The organism is Paenibacillus sp. FSL L8-0436, from assembly GCF_038593025.1.
Lineage (GTDB): Bacteria > Bacillota > Bacilli > Paenibacillales > Paenibacillaceae > Paenibacillus_AQ.
Genome location: NZ_CP151955.1, coordinates 2320001 through 2338668 on the forward strand (window position 1 = coordinate 2320001; position 18668 = coordinate 2338668).

An 18668-nucleotide genomic window follows, 5' to 3' on the forward strand; every position below is an offset into this window, starting at 1 on the left:
CAATTCCGGTATAATGGAGGAGAGGTGAGCTATTATGCCGGAATTGCCGGAAGTAGAAACAGTCAAGAGAACACTAAATGAATTAATTAAAGGCAAGCAGATAGAGAATGTCACCGTCCGGCTGCCGCGGATTATCCAGCGTCCGGACGATACTCAGGCTTTTGCCCATATGCTGGCAGGCCATAGCGTGGTTCATGTGGAGCGCAGAGGCAAATTTCTGCGTTTTGTATTCGACGGTTTGGTAATGGTCTCCCATCTGCGGATGGAGGGCCGGTACGGTCTTTTCCAGGGAGATGAGCCGCTGGACAAGCATACGCATGTCATCTTCCATTTCACCGACGGCACCGAGCTGCGGTATACGGATGTGCGTCAGTTTGGTACCATGCATTTGTTCCAGCCGGGTGAGGATCTTCTTCTTAAGCCGCTGAGCAAGCTGGGGCAGGAACCGCTTGATCCTTCCTTTACAGTGGAGAGGTTCAAGGAAATTGTTTCCGGCAAAAACACCAAAATCAAGCCGCTGCTGCTGAATCAGGAATATGTGGTCGGCATCGGTAATATTTATGTAGATGAGGCGCTGCACCGCGCTGGAATTCACCCTGAGGTGAGCGCGAAGGCGCTTACGGAAGAGCAGTTGAACAAGCTGCATCATGCGATTGTGGCAACGCTGACTGAGGCGGTGAATGCCGGAGGCTCCTCTGTGAAGTCGTATGTCAACGGCCAGGGAGAAAGCGGCAGCTACCAGCAGCAATTGCTCATTTACGGACGTAAGGACCAGCCCTGCGCGACCTGCGGCACTCTTATCGAGAAGAGTGTTGTAGGCGGCCGGGGCACTCATATTTGCCCAAGCTGCCAGCCTTTGGCTGCGGCAGTTAGTAGGGTATTGCACTAGAGCAAGAGATGATTTACAGGCATTATACACCGCTGCTGTTCATGCTGCTGCAAAAGTAAGGCACCGACAGTTTGTCCCGCCCATATACTGTGTGAAGAATGCTCAATAAAGCGAACGGAGCCCGCGGAACGTTCCGCACGGGCTGCCGGTTCTTCACGGGAGGGATTGCGGGTGCTCAGCCCCTTGTTTTCATTGCTGCTGCTGGCTTTTGCCCTGAGCTTGGACGGTTTTGGTGTAGGCATTACATATGGACTCCGCAAAATGAAAATACCGTTGCTCTCCATTATGATTATCTCGCTTTGCTCGGGGGTAGTCATTTGTGTCTCTATGCAGGTCGGTGTGCTGCTGGCGAAGGTAATTTCACCGCAGGCCGCTTCAAGCATTGGCGCAATTATTCTGGTCCTGATGGGCTGCTGGTCCCTCGTCCAGATGTTGATCCAGAAGGAGAAGGAGCACAGTCCGGGAGGGCGGGAGACAGGAGCGGTACTGCTGCCGGGTGTGGCTTCCATGGGGAAGGCTGCAACTGCTGACCTTGCAGATACGACTGCGGATTGTGTGCGTGAGATCGAAAAAGATGCGCAGAAGTTGGCAGTCTTTTCACTGGAGCTCCGCCATCTCGGGGTGGTCATCCAGATTCTCCGTACGCCGTCTTCGGCCGATATGGACGCCTCCGGGAGCATTTCCTCCATGGAAGCGATGCTGCTCGGAATAGCACTGTCGCTGGATGCCTTCGGAGCGGGTCTTGGGGCTGCACTGCTGGGATTCAGTCCGGTATCCACCTCGCTTATGATCGCCCTGTTCAGCGGAACCTTTCTGCTGCTGGGCATGAGAACAGGTCTTAAGCTGTCTGGACGTTACTGGATGAAGCATGCTGCCGTACTGCCTGCGTTAATGTTAATTGCAATGGGAATAATGAAGCTATTATGAGGTGAGTACATGATTATGGGCTTAACCGGAGGCATTGCTTCCGGAAAAAGCACCGTGTCCGCACTGTTTGTGGAAAAGGGAGCAAGGCTCGTGGACGCTGATGCCATCGCCAGAGAAGTCATGCTCCCGGGACATCCGGTGCTGGCTGCAGCTGTGCTGCATTTTGGAGAAGGAATCCTGCTGCCGGATGGAACACTGAACCGCACCAGGCTGGGGGAGATCGTTTTTCATGATCTGGAAGCCCGGCAGGCGCTGAATCAGTTGACGCATCCGGCGATTCGCCAGGAAATCAAAAACCGTATGAACACAATGGAACAAGAAGACCCGCAGCGGTTGACTATTGTAGATATCCCTCTGCTGTATGAATCGGAGCTGGACAACCTTTTCGGGCAAATTGTGGTCGTCTATGTTCCCCGGGAGGTCCAGTTGGACCGGCTGATGGAGCGCAACGGGCTGTCTCTGGAGCAGGCCCAAGGAAGACTGGATGCCCAGCTGGATATTGAACTGAAGCGCAGCAGAGCGGACTACATCATCGACAACAGCGGTACTCTTGCCCAAACTGAGCAGCAGGTTGCCGTATTGTGGGACAGGCTGGGCCTATGATGAAATGGCTGCGTAAAAAAAGAGTGCTGCTCCTGTTATTCGTTGGATTCACTGCAATCCTGTTCTTGAGTACCAACTGGATGTCCTGGTTTTATCCGATTTATTATAAAGCAGAAATTCGTGAACACAGCATTACCTACGATATGGACCCTTTCCTTGTGGCAGCCATCATCCGGGTGGAAACGAACTATAAGACCGGCCGGGAGTCCAAAAAAGGCGCATTGGGACTCATGCAGCTGATGCCGGATACGGCGAAGTGGGCGCTTGAAAAGGCCAAGCTTCCGGATGTCTCGCTGCAACAATTGAAGAGGGAGCCATCGGCCAACATTGAGCTTGGAACCTGGTATTTGTCATCGCTTTCCCGCCAGTTTGATGGCAACCGTACCGCTGTGATCGCGGCCTATAACGCAGGCCCCGGGAAAGTGAAGAGCTGGCTGGAAAAGGGCAATTGGGACGGTACAGCGGCTTCCGTGAAGGATATCCCGTTTGGCGAGACCCGGCATTATGTGCAGCGAGTCATTTATTATTACGACCAGTACACGGAGATTTACAGCGAGTTCTAAGGGAGAAGACTGTATTTGTACGAAAAAGAAGCATTAAACAGCCTTGAAGGCCGTTTAATACTTCTTAGGCAAGCTTATGGGGACAGGTTATTTGTATTGACCTGCCAGTGATTGCTCAGCCAGGGTTACAAGACGTTTAGTGATGTAACCACCGATCGAACCGTTTTCGTAAGAAGTTTTATTGCCTTGGTATCCATCTGGGGAGAGCGTGATACCTAGTTCTTGGGCAACTTCATATTTCAGTTGTTCCAAGGCACCGCGTGAATTTGGAGCTACCAGGTTATTGGAGCTGTTGTTTTGGCTCATTGCTGTTCACCTCCTATCGGTTGGTAACTGTATTATGTGCCGGACATGGCATATTCATAACAACAAAGAAACGGTGTTTTCTGGAAATGAAATCAGCTTACCGGCAGCCGGCGTATTGCCGGACCGGAAAGCGACCATTAATGCAAAAGGAAGTGACTTAAGGCTTATGAAATGCCCTTACTGCGATCACACGAATACGAAAGTGCTTGACTCGCGTCCGGCCAACGAGAATAAGTCCATCCGGCGCAGGCGGGAATGTGAGCGCTGCAGCAAGCGGTTTACCACCTTTGAGATGATTGAAGAAACTCCGCTGATCGTGATTAAAAAAGACGGCAGCCGCGAAGAATTCAGCCGCGACAAAATCCTGCGCGGCCTTATCCGTGCCTGCGAGAAACGTCCCGTCTCCGTAGAGCGCCTGGAGTCCATAGTCTCCGAGGTGGAGAAGTCATTGCGTGGCATCGCCTTAGCCGAAGTGGAGAGCCGCCAGATCGGCGAGCTGGTCATGGAGCAGCTTTACCCTGTCGATGAGGTCGCTTACGTCCGCTTTGCCTCCGTGTACCGCCAGTTCAAGGATATCAACATGTTTATGAAGGAACTGAAGGGACTGCTCTCTAAAAACACCGAGGAGTTTGAGGGGGTGTAGAAGCATTTTGCGCACCCCGAAAAACTTTTTTTGAAAAAGTGTTGACACCGAAGGCGATTTTTTATATTATATAGAAGTCGCCTACGGAACTTAAACATGACGAAGCGATGGGAGCTAACAGCTCAGTCCGGATTTTAGAATACATAATTGTAGTTCTAAATCAGCCACATGGGGCCATAGCTCAGCTGGGAGAGCGCATCGCTGGCAGCGCGCTTATTAAAATCCGCAGTTTAACAACGTAGTTTGTACGATGACTGGTACGTTGACTGACGGTGACAGCACGCAGATATGCGCTACGACAAAACGATGATATGCGTTATACAATCGGCATCTTTCCGTAATAATACGGGAGGTGTTTTTTAGTTTGAGCGAAGATAAACGTAAAGGAAGAACGGTTAAAAGCGACAGGTCATCGGATAGGTTGCGCTATTCACTCGACTACTTGTACGATTACTATTACCAGGCGAAGAAGTCGGAAGGGCGCGCGGAGAATACGCTTAAGACGTACGAACAGAACTACGGGTACTTTTGCGAGTTCTTAGACATGCGCGGGATCATCCGCGATATCCGCAATGTTACTGTAGAGACTGGACGCGAGTACATAATATGGCTACGCGATGAGAAAACGAAGTTTAGCGATAATTGCAACGTTCCGGAAACATCTAGAACGGTTGGGCTATTGCCCAAGTCCATTAATACGCGCGTAAAGAATATGAAGACGATGTTTAAGTTTCTAAAGGAAGAAGGAGTTATTGATGCGGACCCGTTTGTATATCTAAAGAATGTTCAAGATATTGGGCGAGACATTGACGTTCTTACGTCCGACGAATTGAGCTGTCTCATACACGCGCCGAATCAGCGCAAATACAACGAGTTTAGGGATTACGTGGTACTCAACCTTTTAGTTGACGGGATGTTTCGCGTGGACGAGGCGTTATCGTTGAAAAAGACTGATGTTGATCTAACTGCCTGTTACGCTTCTTTGCGCAGGGAGATAACAAAGTCACGCAAGGCTCGTGTTGTTCCGATTACGAAGCGGACAGCTAAGTTGTTGCAGGAGTTAATACGCGAGACTACGGAATTCGACAGTGAGTACATTTTCCTCAATAACTACGGCGAGCGGTTGGTTCCGAATCATTTCCGCCACCAGCTCAAGAAATACGCAGACAGAGCGGGCATAGAAAAGCGAGTCTATCCGCACTTACTGCGCCATTCAGGGGCGACGCTGTTCCTTGAGGAAGGAGGTGCGCAACATCATCTGCAGGTGATCCTCGGTCACGCGGACGGGCGGATGACGGCGCACTATACGCATCTATCGGACAAGAACGTTAAAAAGAACCACGACGAGTTTTCGCCAATCAATGCCGTCATTAGTAAGGCGGAGCGGCCTCGTAAAACAAAACGTTAGCACACAAATAAGCGCCAGTCTTAGCGGAATCAAGCCGTTAAATCTGGCGCTTATTTATATCTGTAAACGCCCGGTTGTGGTATATTTAGTAAGGGGTGTTCATTTTAGTGGTAAAGAGTAGAATGAAATTAATAGTCTTATTAAGTTTGGTTACACTTACCGCGTGCACAAGTACTGAATCAACAAGAAGCGCAAACGTGAGTGAAGGTATTAAAGATAGCGCCCGTGCTAGTGCTACGGTATCCGCTTCGGTTAGCTCGAGTCCGTCTCAGATACCGGAGCCTCTGCGTCTAGCAAGTGAGCAACTAAGTGCCGGAAACCTAGACCGTACATTGACTTATCTTGATTTGACAATAAGCGATTTCCCAGGCACTGAGGCCGCGTATCTAGCATCAGTAGTAAAGTCCTCGATTCTTACGGCGAAGGTACAGAGTTACACATACATGAGTAGTTCGCTTACCAAAGGCAGTGAGAAAGCGTCCGGGAGTCTTTTAGGGGCGAACGTACTCCAGCGCGTGGTAGACATATTAGAGACCAACATAGCTGGGAGCACTAAAGCGGTGACAGAACTAGAGCCTACCGTAAAATATGTCCTTGATAACTATGCAAAGCATTCAGGCCAGCACGTAAGTCCTATGTTTGGATTTACTCCAGCGGTTCTGGAAAAAGATTTATCGTTCTTCGAGGACGTAGGTTATCCAGTACCAACAGATTCCGAAATTGACGAGGTACTGACGTATGCTTTTCAATCCCTTGTACAGTACAACTTAGATCGCCTGTTCGATGACAATGGTACAATTGATTACGTGGGCTATTTCTATTCAGCAAGTACAGCTGTTGAAGGTGGGGTGTATGAGGAACCGGTAATAAATGAAGTGCTAAAACTAACAGAAGACAGCAAATATGACGAAAGAAGAATAGCTATACAGGAGTACTTAAAGTCACAGAAGCAGTGAAAATACGCCAGTCTCTTCGGAGGTTGGCGTATTTTTTTTTTGTAAAAGTGTGTCAGGGGAGTTAGTGTGTCGTCTTTATTGATGTAAGGAGAAGTGGTAGAAGGGTGGCACACAAATGAGTGCAGAAATAACGCTATCCTCCGATCTCCCCACGCTGACCGCCGAAATCCACGCATACAAACGAGTTGCCGGCGAAGCGATATTCGAGATTGGGCGGAGGTTAAAACACGTTAAGGAGAATGACCTGGTTCACGGAGAGTGGTCGCGGTGGTGCATAGAGGATATTGGGATGACACGTCAGCAGGCGGATAAGTTCATTGTGGTATTCGACGAGCTAGGCGCATTTGACAATCCGAATTGTCATATCGGAGTAACTCGTCTGTACGAAATTTCGTTACTGCACCCCGAAGAACGCGAACGCTCGCACACGATCCCGTCAACTGGCGCAACAAAAACGGTCGAAGAGATGACCGTAAGAGAACTGCGCGAAGTTAGGGCGGAATTGAAGCGCGAGCAAGCGGCGCGAGAACAAGCGGAGGCTGAGCGTGAGAAGGCGCAGGAGGATTACGAACTCGTACGCGATACTCTCGAATCTGTACGCGAGCAGCCGCCGAGGATTGAGACGGAATATGTAAGAGATGCAGCGGCAGAAGATAGACTTCGGCAGTATGAAGAAAAGTTCGGGGATATAGAAATATACAAACAGGCGAGAATCGGCAACGTCGCGGATATATCGACATCCTTACAGACATTTGACTATGATGCTAGGACACTCCTTAAGCGTTATGCGTTCTTGCAACAGTACGGAGCTGATATCTCGCGGATGCACGGTTCCGTACTGGAAGATTACAGGAACACAGTGGGGGCGTTGGCTAACTTTGTTACTACTTTAAGCGTCGGATACACAGACTCACACATAAATCGAGATATTATCAACATCTAAACTAATACAGGGAGTGATACTAATGAGTAGCGTAGTTAGTTTGTTCAAAGGACAGGTCGGATTGGCTGATGGGGCAATGTCGGGGATACAGCAGATAATTGAAACTGCACTGTCTACTGTTGTCAGGGATGAGTTTAGACCGGTTCGGGAACTATTGGCGGGACTATTGTCAAACATACAGGAAATGCACGAGAGTACGTCTTCACTCGTGCTGCAGCTACAGGAGGTGAAATCTACGATACATTTACCACTGACGATACCTGATGAGCCTGTTGCGGGCGGGGTTAGTGGTCTACTACCACAAAAAGCCGGTGACGAGATAGTGGCGATGCTGTTTGATAAAATGATATCGAAACACCCGTCTAGGCTCCGCACATTTTACACTGACCTAGAGAGAGAAATGTGTGTACAATTTTCCGCACAGCATAAGGAACGAATCGAAGGAATCAAGCTGTGTGAAGAAGGTAAATATCCGTATAGAAAGATTGACACTATACTGATGCTCGCTGACCGAGAAAGTGTGTTCGCGTTCGCTAAAAGATACAAGTTCAACACGAAATGATTATTAAGTTCTGAGTTGGGCATAACGGGCAAATGTCCAACAGAGGAAATCGCAGCATAACCGTTTGTACTTTCTTACACTTACGTAAAGTTATCACATCGCATTTTTGCACTATTTAACACAAACGCAGCGACGCGTATTTATCTCACGCAGCCTCATCCGTTCAAATTACGCCGCTCACACGCTCCCTTTCGCTCTCCCGTAAAATCACCGTGAAATTAGCGCCTGTGATATCCGGGAGGGATAAATCTACCCTCACACTATCAAAACGGCTAATTCAACGGTGATTCCACGATAAAACGACGGAAGCCGGGCGGAGGGTATAGGTAGGATTACGGAAACGGGGCGGAGGCGGCCGCATCGGGTACGGTTTTTCTCTTATATTTTAAAATCCGCGCAGTTAGATATGTGTAATACAAGGCTTATCGCGCGTAATCCCTTTGATATCCCGTATAATGGTCGACCTTTACCCGTTACGGAGTTTATTAAGAACGATAGTGATTAATAAACTAGATCTTAAGGTCTTATATCTTTAGATCTTAAGTACTTAAAGATTTATAAAATAACACAACGTCCGCACATTGTCAACAACAATTTTACGCGCCGATATATTTACTGTTTCGTCCGCGTTTAAATTTGCACTATTTAACACAACGAAGGAGATGACGCTATTATGAAATTCCGCAAGAAGCCCGTACTTGTCGACGCTGTCCAATACACGCCGGGCCTCGAAGACGGCTACGCATGTTACGCAATTGACGGAGGGCGATTCGTCGGCTACCACGATAAGGCCACGCTGATACCGCCGGGATTCCGGAAAGTACCCGCGCTAAGGCAGTACGGCGGATTCGAGGAGATCAGCGCGGACGATTGGATTATAACGAGCGCATCCGGTAATCGCTACGTATGTAAGCCGGAGATATTTGCGCAGACTTACGAAGCCGCCGACGGACCGCCACACGAGGAAGAAGCGCACGACGTAATCAAACGGATATATGAAAGCAGCCGGCATCCCGAATACTACGATGCGGATACGTACGACCTTCATTGTGGGATCGCACGAGGCATCGAACTAGCGCTTAACACGCTCGGCATAAAAATCGAAGGAGTGAACGCTGATGACAACGGAAATTAAACCGGTAACAATTCCGCGCGAGGTGGCGGATGCGATTGAAACGCTGCGGAGGGATAGCGCTAGTGACCCGGCGTTCGATAACGAAGGGATTGCGCATGCTTACGTTACGGAGTCGTACGTTGGTCCTATCGCGCTTAACCTACGTAAAATCCCGTTCGACACGTTGATGCGCGCTCTGCTCGACGGATACGAACGTGAGCTGACGGAGGAAGAGAAGCGCGCACAATCCGCAACTTACGTAAAGCACCGCTATTTAGAGGCGTTAGAATTTGCGGACGAGGACGAATTGCAACTCGGATTCATTAACGGAGCCAGATTCGTGTTAGACGAATTCGGTATCACTATCGAAGGGGTGAACGCCTAATGTTAAACGCTCAGCTCACGCCAGACTACGCAATCCAATCGGACGCCAACGCTCAGAACTTCGTAGTCAAGCGCCGCCGCATCGTAGACCCGACGCAGGCTCCCGGATACAAGGCGGTTCAGGGAGCGCCAGCTCCCGTTAAGCGCGAAGTATGGGACGACGTGGCTTACTTTCCCGTTAACAGCGACGGTCTGCGCGCGGCACTCGATTACGTACGTTTCAAGGCGTCGGTTAGCGCGGATACGACGTCACTCAGCGAATTTACAGCGCGGTTACGTGCAGAAACATTTCGCATAACAAGCGCGTTGCACACGTCAGCACATTCGTGGCCGGACGTTACCGTTGAAATCGCGGGGAAAAGGCGTGCAATTAGCGGCGATGTGGCGGCCGGAGTGTTAGCGGAAGGGTAACGGGTAGGAACGCTAAATCAACGTAAAGGAGACGGTGCGCAGATATTCGAGAACGCACACGCTGCGGATATTACGTGGGAGGTGTAGATGATGGCGGATTTTAACGTTAAAGAAGTGCGCCAAGCGCTGACGGAAATGCGCGTAAAGGCTGCGATGTGTAAGTACGACCCGGGGTACGTTAGCTATGACGTATTCGAGGCGCTGGCCGGAGTTGCCGATATACTGCTCGGCGAGGTTGAGGAGGAGCAAGCGGAGAAAGCGAGAATGCGCGCGGGGCTTGACGAGTTGCGACGCCTGGCCGAGCGGCCGATTTATGGTAGGGGTTCCGCAAAGACGGCGATGGATACGGCGCGATTGGAGGCGGGGCTATGAAACGCGATGAGATTATCGCAAAGTGGGCGGGGCTTAGCGCGCGGGAAAGAGACGCGTGGGTCGAAGCGGCCGTCCTTCCGATTAGCGAAGAGGAGGCGCGTGACCGGCGCAAGTTCAGCATATCCCTACCACGCTATTCGACGGAAATTTCCGCAGCGTGGACGGTAATGGAGCGTATGAATCCGACGCATTGGGTCAGCGTTATGCGAATCGCAGGCGAAGTAAACTCGACGGGAAACTACGTAGCGGAAGTCGGCGAGCATAGCGCGGGAAGTAACAGCGCTCCAGAAGCGATATGCCTCGCGGCCCTAATCGCTGAACTAACGGAGGTGTCCGCTGATGTGGCCGTTTAAGCGCAAACCGTCTCCGCACCTCTGCGCGCATGAGTGGCGGCTGGATGATACGTTCGTAAAGACGATAGGCTGCGCCCGTTACGTTTTCTTCGTCATCGCGTGCCCTATCTGCGGAACAAAGCGCACCTACCGCGAAGAGGACTTCGCACATTTCCGCAAGTATTTCAACGTTAAATTAACGGAGGTGAACGTTAATGGAGCTGCGTAAATTTCCCGTAACTGCGCCGGACGGAACGGAGTATCGCGTTAAGATAGAGGAGTGGCGCGAATCACTAATCGGCCCGTGTCTGAGCGCTGTCCTATACGTTCCTCGTAAACGATGGGGATTCCGTAGAATCCATACGTTAACTCTGTACTCGCACCGCCAGGACTACGACCCGAACGACGTCGAGTACGTAGCGGTGGCGCGTGAGGCAGTCGCGGATTACTACAGGAACATTGAGGTAGCGGCTATATGGGTGCAGAAGGAAACGGAAGCAGCAGCGCGTAAACAGGACGCAGTCGACCGCTTCAACGCTTGGGACGGACGGATTGAAACGGAGGGAGGTGCGGAATGAAAACGAAGGTAAACGTAACGACAAACGATGGCACGCGCTATCGAGTGCGCTTTGACGAAACGAACGTCTACGGATCACGCTATGTGCTGACCGTTGATGTCTACGTTAAGCGGCGGAGATTCCCCGGATTTCGTCACGTAGATGAATGGCGCTTTATCAGCGGAAACGGCGTATACAACCACGCGAATCCGAACTTCGTAAAGTTAGCGCGAGACTGCGTATTTATCGCACACGATCACGGAGCTGACCGCAGACCTGGCGCAGTAGCCTTGCGTAAATGGGACGGGAGGGTTGACGTATGACACGCTTAACTACCGTTGAACTCCGCGCAGAACAAGCGCGACTCCTAGCGCTCGCGAACGAATTGGCCCGGCGTCATTGGGGCGTTGATTATACGGGGACGCTGCGCTTAACTGCGCGAAACTGGACGCGAAGAGGCGCGTGCTTTGCGTGGGCTCTCGATTTATCGCGGCAGGAAATCCGCATGTCGACGACGGTTAACGCTGAGATAGGCGCGGCTGCAGCGGAGGGAAACCTCCTGCATGAGCTCGTACACTGGCGGCTCAATACGCTCGGGCTTCCGTTTGACGATACGGATAGCGAGTTTATCGCGGAGTGTATTCGGGTGGGTGCGCCAATATCGCAGGACCGACGTGCGCAGGCGGCTTACCAGCGATACATGCGTAGATTCGGATTAAATGAGGAGGCAGCGTAAGTGAAGACGGTTACCGATATTATCGAACATTACAACGGGACAGCGCGCAAGTAATTTACGCGAAATGTGTGATTTAGCGCGCGAGCTTTATATTATTATATGCGAGGAAACGGAGGTCCGAAATGACAATACGTAAACTTGGCGCTGATTACGCACAGCTTATCGTAGAGGCGCGCCAGAATCCGGAAGTCGCGGCGTGGCTTGACGCAGAGGATTGCGCAAGGTGCGGATTCAATCCGGTTGTTCCCGGCTACGATTGGTGCGCGGAGTGTCGTCCGGAGCTGGCGGAATCGAAATCGTAAGAGAAATGGAGTATACGGAAGAAACCACCTATATCCGGGTTTCTTAGGCTTTTTGAACATTTTAGATTTCGCTTACATCTGTAAAGTATATGTGTCACATATGTAACGCAGATGTTATATAAATAGGTACTTTCTGGGAGGAGTGAGATGAAATGGGTTTCTCGTCTTTCAGTGCCATTGCTGAAAAATCGCCGAATATGACGTTTTACCGCTTGTACGCATTTACCATATAATCGGAGGTGTCAACGGATGACCACGAGTGAAACTACGGAAACACAACGTGATTTACACGCTGACCTTGCGTTATGCAGCGAGGTTGCCGAACACTCCCCGCACCATTGGTTCGTAATGCACGATACGGACGTAATGAGCGAAGACCCGCCGGGCTCGTGTGAACTTGACTCGTTAGCGTGGGCAAGCGCTCCAATAGTGGCGGAGTTTATCGCCGAAGCGCGCACCGGATGGCCGATCGCTTTGGAGCGCGCGATTAAAGCGGAGGAAATCGCGGAGATGTGGTGTAGCGAAACCGCAACACAAGTGCAGCAGTACCTCGACGCAATAGAAGAACTCGAACGCCTACGCGCCGGAATTGCGGTTGCCATGACGTACTCAGGCGGAATCATTGTCGAGATGCTGCGTAAGTTGCTGACGGAGGTGTTACGCGATGGCTCCACGCAAGAAAACGGAGAATAAACCGCGCATCACCGCCGACCAGCGCAAAGACTGGCGAGCGCTTCCTCTCGCGGACTGGAATACGTTAACCGTACAGGTGATGATTACGGACCTCAACCGCGAGCGCTACGGAGTCGATCCGTACATCCCGGCTGCGGGTGGCTATCGCTTCGAACAAGGAGTAATAAAACGTGCGCTCACGTTGTACGGTGCGGAGTCTCTACGCGAAACGATAGAACGCGCCTTCGCGGAACATCGCGTAACACGGGATTATCCGCAGTTGACCGCGGGATTTTTGATAACGTACTTGCTGCCCCGCCTTATGCCGCAGGTGCTGGCGGAAAGGAAACGGAAGGAGCGGGCGGAGAGTGCGGTCGTGAATGGCGGGATGACGGCGGAGGAGTTGGCGGAGTTTCTCTGAGGGAACCGTCAATTTCGAAAACCGTAGAGATATTGATAAATCTAAAGCTACGCGGAGGTATTTTGTCTTTCTCAACACTCAAGCCTATAAATTCGTTCCTAGATGGGCATATTTCTCGGAAATTGACGTTGCATAATCTATACGCTTCTACGGTCGGTTTGATAGAGTAATTGAGCAAGGAGATGGAGAAAAGGAGGAACGCAATGTCACACGCTAAAAACTGCATATTATCCGCGCAGTGTTCGCTCGCCGACACCGATAAGTGTAACGCCCGCTGCCCATCATTCATCGCCTGCCACGGATTCAACGGCGAAGGCGGACGCGTAGGCGCTGCGAATGTACCAGCGGATTACAAAGGCGTTACGCTCGCCAATTCGCCGGCACGCGAAGCAATGGCGCGGGATAAAACGAGGGAGTATCGGGCGTACAGCGTGGTAACTCCGTATGCTGACACTTTTACGCGGCAATTCGGTGATACGTCAGAGGAACGGATTAAATCGCTTTATCTGTATAGCGAGTCGCCCGGCACCGGTAAGACTACGACGGCCGCCGCACTAATCCACGAATGGGTCATACGTCATTATATCGGAAGCATCCAACGGAACGGGCAACCGTTGGAACGTCCGGCTTACTTCTGTGACGTAAACGCGTTCCAGACGCTGTTCCTCGGATTCACGCGGCCAGGCATACCGCAAGAAACCGCCGAGAGACACGCCGCTGAATACTACGCAATGGAGCAGCGCGCCAAAGCCGCCCCATTTGCGGTACTTGACGATATCGGCGTCCGGTCAGCGTCCGAAGCGTTTCGCGCGGATTTGCATAGTATCGTTAATCACCGCGTCAGTAACGGATTGCCGACCGTATACACATCGAACGTGCTGCTCGCGGACCTGGCGCAAGTGTTCGACGCCCGCCTGGCCGACCGCATACGGGAGCAGTGCGTAGAGATCGCGTTCGTCGGCGAGAGTAAGCGCGGTCTGCGCAAAACAGCGTAAATAGTAGCTACGATAAGTAAACGGGAGTTAACGAAACGTCACGGCTATTTTCGACAAATTGCGCGTGATAATCCGTTGAGAATAACGTTAATAGCGTTAAATATTTCCTAATGACGTCCAATAATTTATAAATAATCCCAAACGTGTCGAAAGTGCGAACGGAATTCCGCCTTATACGGGATTTGGACGTTGTGTAATGCGGCGGTAAAATAGGAGGTGTAAAGTATGGCAGCACATGGACAGCAGCTATTGTCAAAAATCGTCGATACCGGTGACATTCAGGCTTTAACGCGACTCGGCGTTAGCAGGACAGACTTCGCGACAAAAGGCGAACAGCAGGCGCATGACTTTATCGTTAAGTACGCAGCCGAAAACGCCGGAGCAGCGCCGTCCTTATCAACGTTTGTCGCGGAGTTTCCCGACGATGTGTGCGCATATATTCCCAGCGTGACGGATAGTTTCGAGTATCTGGCGCGCGAGATTAAGGATGCGGCCGGAAAGCGTGAGACTGCGGCGTTACTGAGTGACCCGCGAATGCAGCACGATTTCGACACGATGTCTACGGAGGGTTTTGTCGAGTCATTGACGAAACAACTCGAACGGATTAGAATGAAAACACGAACACTTGTTCCTAGTTCAGTTGGAAATGGTATCCAAGATTTGGCGGTGTTATTCCGCGAAGAGTACAACTCACGTAAAGCGGGAAACTCGTTCAAGTTATGGAGAACCCCTTTCGAGTCGCTTAACGCAGAGATCGGTGGTCTTTATTCCGGGGATATATACGGAATTATGGCGGAGTCTGGGCGCGGTAAGACGTACGTGTCCGAGGTGATTATAGACGAATTATTACGTCAAGGCGCGAAGGTGCTCGTCAAGTCATACGAGCTAAAATGGTATCAATGGCTAGCGCGGCTCATTTCGATTATTACTGCGCGTGAAGAGGAGTTGTCCGCAGATGACTTCGGGGTTAATGTTGGACTGCCGAACAAAGGATTACTCTCCGGAAAGTTAGACGAGGAACTTGAAACGTATCTAATGGGAATGCTAGATAAGCTTAACGGATACTACCCGGGCAACCTCATCTTACAGGCAAAGGGAGACAGCGCACTGTCGCGAACACTCGACGAGCTAGATCGCGAACTATACGAACACAGCGATATTGATGTAGTGGTCATTGACCCTTTTTATGGATTGGCCGATGTGTACGGAAGCAACGCAAATAAGACCGCCGGCGGTGCTGCGGAACAGGCTGCGCGGAGGTTTGAACGAATCATCGGCGAGCACGACGTTATCGGGATATATACGATCCAGGCACAAACGGACAAGCAGGATGAGGAAAGCGGAGAGCAACGCGAACTCCGTCTCCCAAAACGCGATAAGGTAAAGACGACGAAGGCCGTACTTGAAATAGCGACTAACTTATTTACGTTTGATGCAGCGAACGGAATAGGAAAGCTCGGCGTAGAGAAGGGGCGCAATGGTGGCGAAGGGTTTACCGTTGAGCTCGTCGCGTTACTTGATTACGGAGTACTGCGAGAACCTCCGCGTGGTGCCGAAGCCGCTGCGCAATTTGTGAGTGGATTTTAGTTGACAGCAGGAAGAGTTAGTATTATATTAAGGGTGTCAAATATTAGATTAACTAACATTGATATTAGAAAGGTTGATTATAATGACCCCTGAACAAATCCGCGAAGCTGCTGTCGAGATAATAAGAAAACACCCGCAAGGCCTTCGTCAAATTGACCTAATAAAGGAGATAGCTACGATATACAAGGATGAACTCGCTTCCAACGACGACCCCAAAGTTAAGATCAGGAATGCCGTGTGGAATATTGAGGAGAAGATGCCGTACGCGGTAAGCAAGCAAAATTTAGGCGGTCGAATGGCTATGCTGATTCCTGTTTTAGGAGCTAGACGCGGGGGAAGTCGCCAAGCAGGAAGGGTCTCGGAAGAGGGGGCACATTATGAGTCACTCTCAGGGAAACAAGTCGTGCAAAGTGCGTGGACTCTTCTCACTGCGCTTGAGCAGGAAGTTGAAAGGTTTAAGCCAATGTCCGAGGATGTTAGAGGAGTCAGCCCCACACAGATAGGCACGCTTGATTTCGACGATATGAATACCGTACTTGAGATGAGAAGCATCTTAGCTTCAATCAGAAGGTGTAGGGAACTTGTTACTACTCGCGGGATGTTCACTGCCGTAGACGAAGAGTAACAATTAATCTAAAGTGTCGGTTCTGCCGAGTATGTAATCCGCAGAGACGTTGAAGAAGTCCGCGAGTATTATTAGCTTCTCGTGATCGACCGCTGTCTCGCCGGACTCTATACGCTGAACCGACCGCGTTTCCTTATAGCCGAGTAAGTCGCGGAGTTCACGCTGTGTAATCCCGCGATCTTCGCGTAGTTGCTTAATGCGTTGCCCTAAAACGTTCATATTTACGTAATCTCCTATCTTATGTATAACGGATGTATTGACGCGTCATTTAATGACGTGTATGATTGGTAACGGTATCCAGTTCGTAGGTTTCTTCAACGCTACTTATTTTAGCATACGGAGGTGAAATTATGAACGTAATTAATCACGAACTCTTCCTTTCCGCACTCGAACGCTACCCCTGGCGCAATATTCAGCCGAACAGTCGCGGCCGGCTTAACGCATCCTCACCGTTTGGCGAGCGCGTCGACAAGACGCCGTCATTTTCCGTTATCACGGACGCCAACTCGTCAGCTTTCGGATGCTGGGTAGATTCAGGCGCTGCTGATCCGGAGTGGGCGCGAGGCAGCCCCGTAAAATTGTTTGCGTTTCTGCGCAACATAACGGAGTATGAAGCGTTTACAATGTTATATAGCGCAGAGGACGAGGATGCGCCGCCTAGCCTGCGGATTAACTTACGCGCTCCAGATACGGCAGCCCAGCGCAAGCCCATCGACATCACGACGTACATAACACGCGAGGTCCCGTACTTAACAGGGCGCGGCATTGCGCCGGTCATCCAGCGGCTTTACCGTTGCGGATTCGATACGCAGAAGAATGCGGTCGTGATGCCGTGGGCTGGGCCGTCGGGTAACGTCCTTAACGCAAAGTGGCGGGCGACCTGGGGAAAAGCGTTTTGGTACGCTGCAGGAGGCGCGCCGGTTAAGTCGATGATATACGGGATCGAAATCGCATATGCGCGTAAGATTAAACGCGCGGTGATCACAGAGGCCGAAATTTGCGCTATGACTGCGGCGACGGCTGGAACGTTCGGCTTGGCAGTCGGCGGATCGGAATTTACGGAGGAGAAGGCGGAATTGTTGCGGCGGAGTCCGATCGAGGAACTGTTAATCGCGGGCGATAACGATGAGGCCGGCGAAAAACTACGCTGGCAGATCGAGAGGAAGCTGCGCGGTTACCTGCGGCTGTACAACGTAGAGATAAGCGGCCACAAGGATTTTAACGCGGCAGGCATCAAAGCTACGCGCGAGGCGTGCACGAAAGCAACGCAGGTGTCAACGGTGAGGCCGCGTTTAATAGTACGTTGAATGTCGTTAAATTTGACGACATCTATGCGGTGCGAACGATGTTACTCGCTCGCTGCCTTATCGGGCGCAACTTCGTCCCATTCGTACAGATCGTACGGAGAGTCGAGTCCAAGAACTTCCGCTATCATACGGGCTTTATCTAGACCCATGACGCCGACACGTTTACGATCGTTGATCCAGTGTCCAATCTGCGACCGATGAATACCTGTCCGTCGTCCGAGTTCCGCCTGCGATAGCTTCCGTTCCTTGAGAAGCACCCGAAGTCGGCATTCACCGACAACGTACATGAGGGGCCTCCTACTCTAATAGTTCACACAAAATATTTTATCATAAATTTCTTATGAATGTGTGTCACAGACACTAGGACGTCGTCTTTATTTATGTAAGGCATGATTAACCATAAGGGGTTGTTAAATGAATGGACTTTGAACAATTGAATATTAAAGCGAAGGCGCATCTCGCCAGCCCGAATGATTTTACTTTCTCTGAGATGTACCGTGAAGCTACCAAGCTGTTCCAGCGTATGAACCGTGTACGGATTACGTGTAACAGAGTCGGTGACGACAATGATGCGGATGAGTTGCTGGACAAAGTTATCATGAAGGTGATCGCCAAATCACCGGATAACTTCGGAGCCGAGATGTTAAGGTCTATCCGTAACGCGCAGCTTGATTTCTTCAAAACGGAGCGGCGGCGCAGAACCAGGTACGAGCTAACCATCGACGCGGGATCGCCAAATTCCGAAGTCGCTGACGGTGATGACAAGTACCCGATTGAGACTGAAATCATTAATAAACAACGAAAAAAAGAAGCCGACCAGCGCCAACTGATCGACTTCCTCTCGGACCCTGCACAGGTCGATGAAGATACGACACGAATCGTATCCATTTTCTCGGAGTTTCCGTCCATAAGAGCACTCGCAAAAGCGCTCGGACTCCACTACGAGTACGTTAACCGTAAGCTTCGCAAGCTATCTCGCCGATACGACGCCAATCGTTTCGGAGACCTTAACGATTACTTAGCTAGTTAACTTAACGGAACGGGCTATCGGGC

At 50.8% G+C, this 18668-nt stretch carries 28 protein-coding genes; 25 read left to right on the forward strand and 3 right to left on the reverse strand.

Annotated elements, in window-relative coordinates; translation table 11 throughout:
* Positions 1–34 precede the first annotated feature (34 nt).
* The 4 genes from mutM (at position 35) to NSS79_RS10325 (ending at position 2982) form a co-directional block, all read left to right on the forward strand.
* Complete coding sequence (gene mutM / locus NSS79_RS10310; protein WP_342439264.1) at positions 35–889, forward strand: DNA-formamidopyrimidine glycosylase; 855 nt, start codon at positions 35–37, stop codon at positions 887–889.
* 171 nt (positions 890–1060) lie between these two features.
* A complete protein-coding gene (locus NSS79_RS10315; RefSeq protein ID WP_342439265.1) occupies positions 1061–1816 on the forward strand; it encodes a manganese efflux pump in 756 nt (251 codons plus the stop codon).
* Positions 1817–1825: 9 nt separating this feature from the next.
* Positions 1826–2419, forward strand: coding sequence for a dephospho-CoA kinase (gene coaE / locus NSS79_RS10320; RefSeq protein ID WP_342439266.1), 594 nt, complete (start codon positions 1826–1828; stop codon positions 2417–2419).
* Entirely contained in the window at positions 2419–2982 is a 564-nt protein-coding gene (locus NSS79_RS10325; protein WP_340899886.1) for a lytic transglycosylase domain-containing protein, read from the forward strand. The genes coaE and NSS79_RS10325 overlap by 1 nt, the downstream gene beginning before the upstream one ends.
* 87 nt (positions 2983–3069) lie before the next feature.
* Here NSS79_RS10325 and NSS79_RS10330 read toward each other — a convergent pair whose 3' ends face one another.
* The gene (locus tag NSS79_RS10330) at positions 3070–3288 is read right to left on the reverse strand and encodes an alpha/beta-type small acid-soluble spore protein (RefSeq protein ID WP_038588982.1); all 219 of its coding nucleotides are present in this window, start codon (positions 3286–3288) and stop codon (positions 3070–3072) included.
* A gap of 166 nt (positions 3289–3454) precedes the next feature.
* On the opposite strand from NSS79_RS10330, the gene nrdR reads away from it, so the two are divergent.
* From nrdR to NSS79_RS10425, 19 genes are all read left to right on the forward strand, one after another.
* Positions 3455–3931: a transcriptional regulator NrdR gene (gene nrdR / locus NSS79_RS10335; RefSeq protein WP_342440339.1), complete on the forward strand. Its 477-nt coding sequence runs from the start codon at positions 3455–3457 to the stop codon at positions 3929–3931.
* 364 nt (positions 3932–4295) lie between these two features.
* On the forward strand, positions 4296–5339 hold the full coding sequence (locus NSS79_RS10340) for a tyrosine-type recombinase/integrase (protein ID WP_342439267.1): 1044 nt from the start codon (positions 4296–4298) through the stop codon (positions 5337–5339).
* A 560-nt stretch (positions 5340–5899) separates the two neighbouring features.
* Positions 5900–6295: a hypothetical protein gene (locus tag NSS79_RS10345; protein ID WP_342439268.1), complete on the forward strand. Its 396-nt coding sequence runs from the start codon at positions 5900–5902 to the stop codon at positions 6293–6295.
* 115 nt (positions 6296–6410) lie between these two features.
* Complete coding sequence (locus NSS79_RS10350) at positions 6411–7238, forward strand: DUF3102 domain-containing protein (RefSeq protein ID WP_342439269.1); 828 nt, start codon at positions 6411–6413, stop codon at positions 7236–7238.
* A 22-nt stretch (positions 7239–7260) separates the two neighbouring features.
* Positions 7261–7800 carry a hypothetical protein gene (locus tag NSS79_RS10355; RefSeq protein ID WP_342439270.1) on the forward strand — a complete coding sequence of 180 codons (540 nt, stop codon included), beginning with the start codon at positions 7261–7263 and terminating at the stop codon, positions 7798–7800.
* A 673-nt stretch (positions 7801–8473) separates the two neighbouring features.
* On the forward strand, positions 8474–8935 hold the full coding sequence (locus NSS79_RS10360) for a hypothetical protein (RefSeq protein ID WP_342439271.1): 462 nt from the start codon (positions 8474–8476) through the stop codon (positions 8933–8935).
* On the forward strand, positions 8919–9299 hold the full coding sequence (locus NSS79_RS10365; RefSeq protein WP_342439272.1) for a hypothetical protein: 381 nt from the start codon (positions 8919–8921) through the stop codon (positions 9297–9299). Before NSS79_RS10360 ends, NSS79_RS10365 begins: the two co-directional genes overlap by 17 nt.
* A complete protein-coding gene (locus NSS79_RS10370) occupies positions 9299–9709 on the forward strand; it encodes a hypothetical protein (RefSeq protein WP_342439273.1) in 411 nt (136 codons plus the stop codon). Before NSS79_RS10365 ends, NSS79_RS10370 begins: the two co-directional genes overlap by 1 nt.
* Before the next feature lie 87 nt (positions 9710–9796).
* The gene (locus NSS79_RS10375) at positions 9797–10081 is read left to right on the forward strand and encodes a hypothetical protein (RefSeq protein ID WP_342439274.1); all 285 of its coding nucleotides are present in this window, start codon (positions 9797–9799) and stop codon (positions 10079–10081) included.
* Complete coding sequence (locus tag NSS79_RS10380) at positions 10078–10434, forward strand: hypothetical protein (RefSeq protein WP_342439275.1); 357 nt, start codon at positions 10078–10080, stop codon at positions 10432–10434. The genes NSS79_RS10375 and NSS79_RS10380 overlap by 4 nt, the downstream gene beginning before the upstream one ends.
* 401 nt (positions 10435–10835) lie before the next feature.
* On the forward strand, positions 10836–10991 hold the full coding sequence (locus NSS79_RS10385) for a hypothetical protein (RefSeq protein ID WP_342439276.1): 156 nt from the start codon (positions 10836–10838) through the stop codon (positions 10989–10991).
* Complete coding sequence (locus NSS79_RS10390) at positions 10988–11293, forward strand: hypothetical protein (RefSeq protein WP_342439277.1); 306 nt, start codon at positions 10988–10990, stop codon at positions 11291–11293. The genes NSS79_RS10385 and NSS79_RS10390 overlap by 4 nt, the downstream gene beginning before the upstream one ends.
* Positions 11294–11475: 182 nt before the next feature.
* The gene (locus tag NSS79_RS10395) at positions 11476–11706 is read left to right on the forward strand and encodes a hypothetical protein (protein ID WP_342439278.1); all 231 of its coding nucleotides are present in this window, start codon (positions 11476–11478) and stop codon (positions 11704–11706) included.
* Between the two features lie 122 nt (positions 11707–11828).
* Complete coding sequence (locus tag NSS79_RS10400; RefSeq protein WP_342439279.1) at positions 11829–12008, forward strand: hypothetical protein; 180 nt, start codon at positions 11829–11831, stop codon at positions 12006–12008.
* Positions 12009–12257: 249 nt separating this feature from the next.
* Positions 12258–12701, forward strand: a complete 444-nt coding sequence (locus NSS79_RS10405) for a hypothetical protein (protein ID WP_342439280.1) — start codon at positions 12258–12260, stop codon at positions 12699–12701.
* Entirely contained in the window at positions 12673–13101 is a 429-nt protein-coding gene (locus tag NSS79_RS10410; RefSeq protein ID WP_342439281.1) for a hypothetical protein, read from the forward strand. Before NSS79_RS10405 ends, NSS79_RS10410 begins: the two co-directional genes overlap by 29 nt.
* A 203-nt stretch (positions 13102–13304) precedes the next feature.
* Positions 13305–14096: a DNA replication protein gene (locus NSS79_RS10415; protein ID WP_342439282.1), complete on the forward strand. Its 792-nt coding sequence runs from the start codon at positions 13305–13307 to the stop codon at positions 14094–14096.
* 225 nt (positions 14097–14321) lie between these two features.
* Positions 14322–15683 carry a DNA helicase gene (locus NSS79_RS10420; protein WP_342439283.1) on the forward strand — a complete coding sequence of 454 codons (1362 nt, stop codon included), beginning with the start codon at positions 14322–14324 and terminating at the stop codon, positions 15681–15683.
* A gap of 82 nt (positions 15684–15765) precedes the next feature.
* Positions 15766–16308 carry a hypothetical protein gene (locus tag NSS79_RS10425; protein WP_342439284.1) on the forward strand — a complete coding sequence of 181 codons (543 nt, stop codon included), beginning with the start codon at positions 15766–15768 and terminating at the stop codon, positions 16306–16308.
* Between the two features lie 3 nt (positions 16309–16311).
* Here the strand turns inward: NSS79_RS10425 and NSS79_RS10430 are convergent, their stop codons facing one another.
* Positions 16312–16527: a helix-turn-helix transcriptional regulator gene (locus NSS79_RS10430; RefSeq protein ID WP_342439285.1), complete on the reverse strand. Its 216-nt coding sequence runs from the start codon at positions 16525–16527 to the stop codon at positions 16312–16314.
* 131 nt (positions 16528–16658) lie between these two features.
* Here NSS79_RS10430 and NSS79_RS10435 point away from each other — a divergent pair, with 131 nt between their 5' ends.
* The gene (locus NSS79_RS10435) at positions 16659–17615 is read left to right on the forward strand and encodes a toprim domain-containing protein (RefSeq protein ID WP_342439286.1); all 957 of its coding nucleotides are present in this window, start codon (positions 16659–16661) and stop codon (positions 17613–17615) included.
* Positions 17616–17656: 41 nt separating this feature from the next.
* On the opposite strand, the gene NSS79_RS10440 is transcribed toward NSS79_RS10435, so the two are convergent.
* Positions 17657–17902, reverse strand: coding sequence for a helix-turn-helix transcriptional regulator (locus tag NSS79_RS10440; RefSeq protein WP_342439287.1), 246 nt, complete (start codon positions 17900–17902; stop codon positions 17657–17659).
* 131 nt (positions 17903–18033) lie between these two features.
* On the opposite strand from NSS79_RS10440, the gene NSS79_RS10445 reads away from it, so the two are divergent.
* The gene (locus NSS79_RS10445) at positions 18034–18645 is read left to right on the forward strand and encodes a hypothetical protein (protein WP_342439288.1); all 612 of its coding nucleotides are present in this window, start codon (positions 18034–18036) and stop codon (positions 18643–18645) included.
* Positions 18646–18668: the final 23 nt, after the last annotated feature.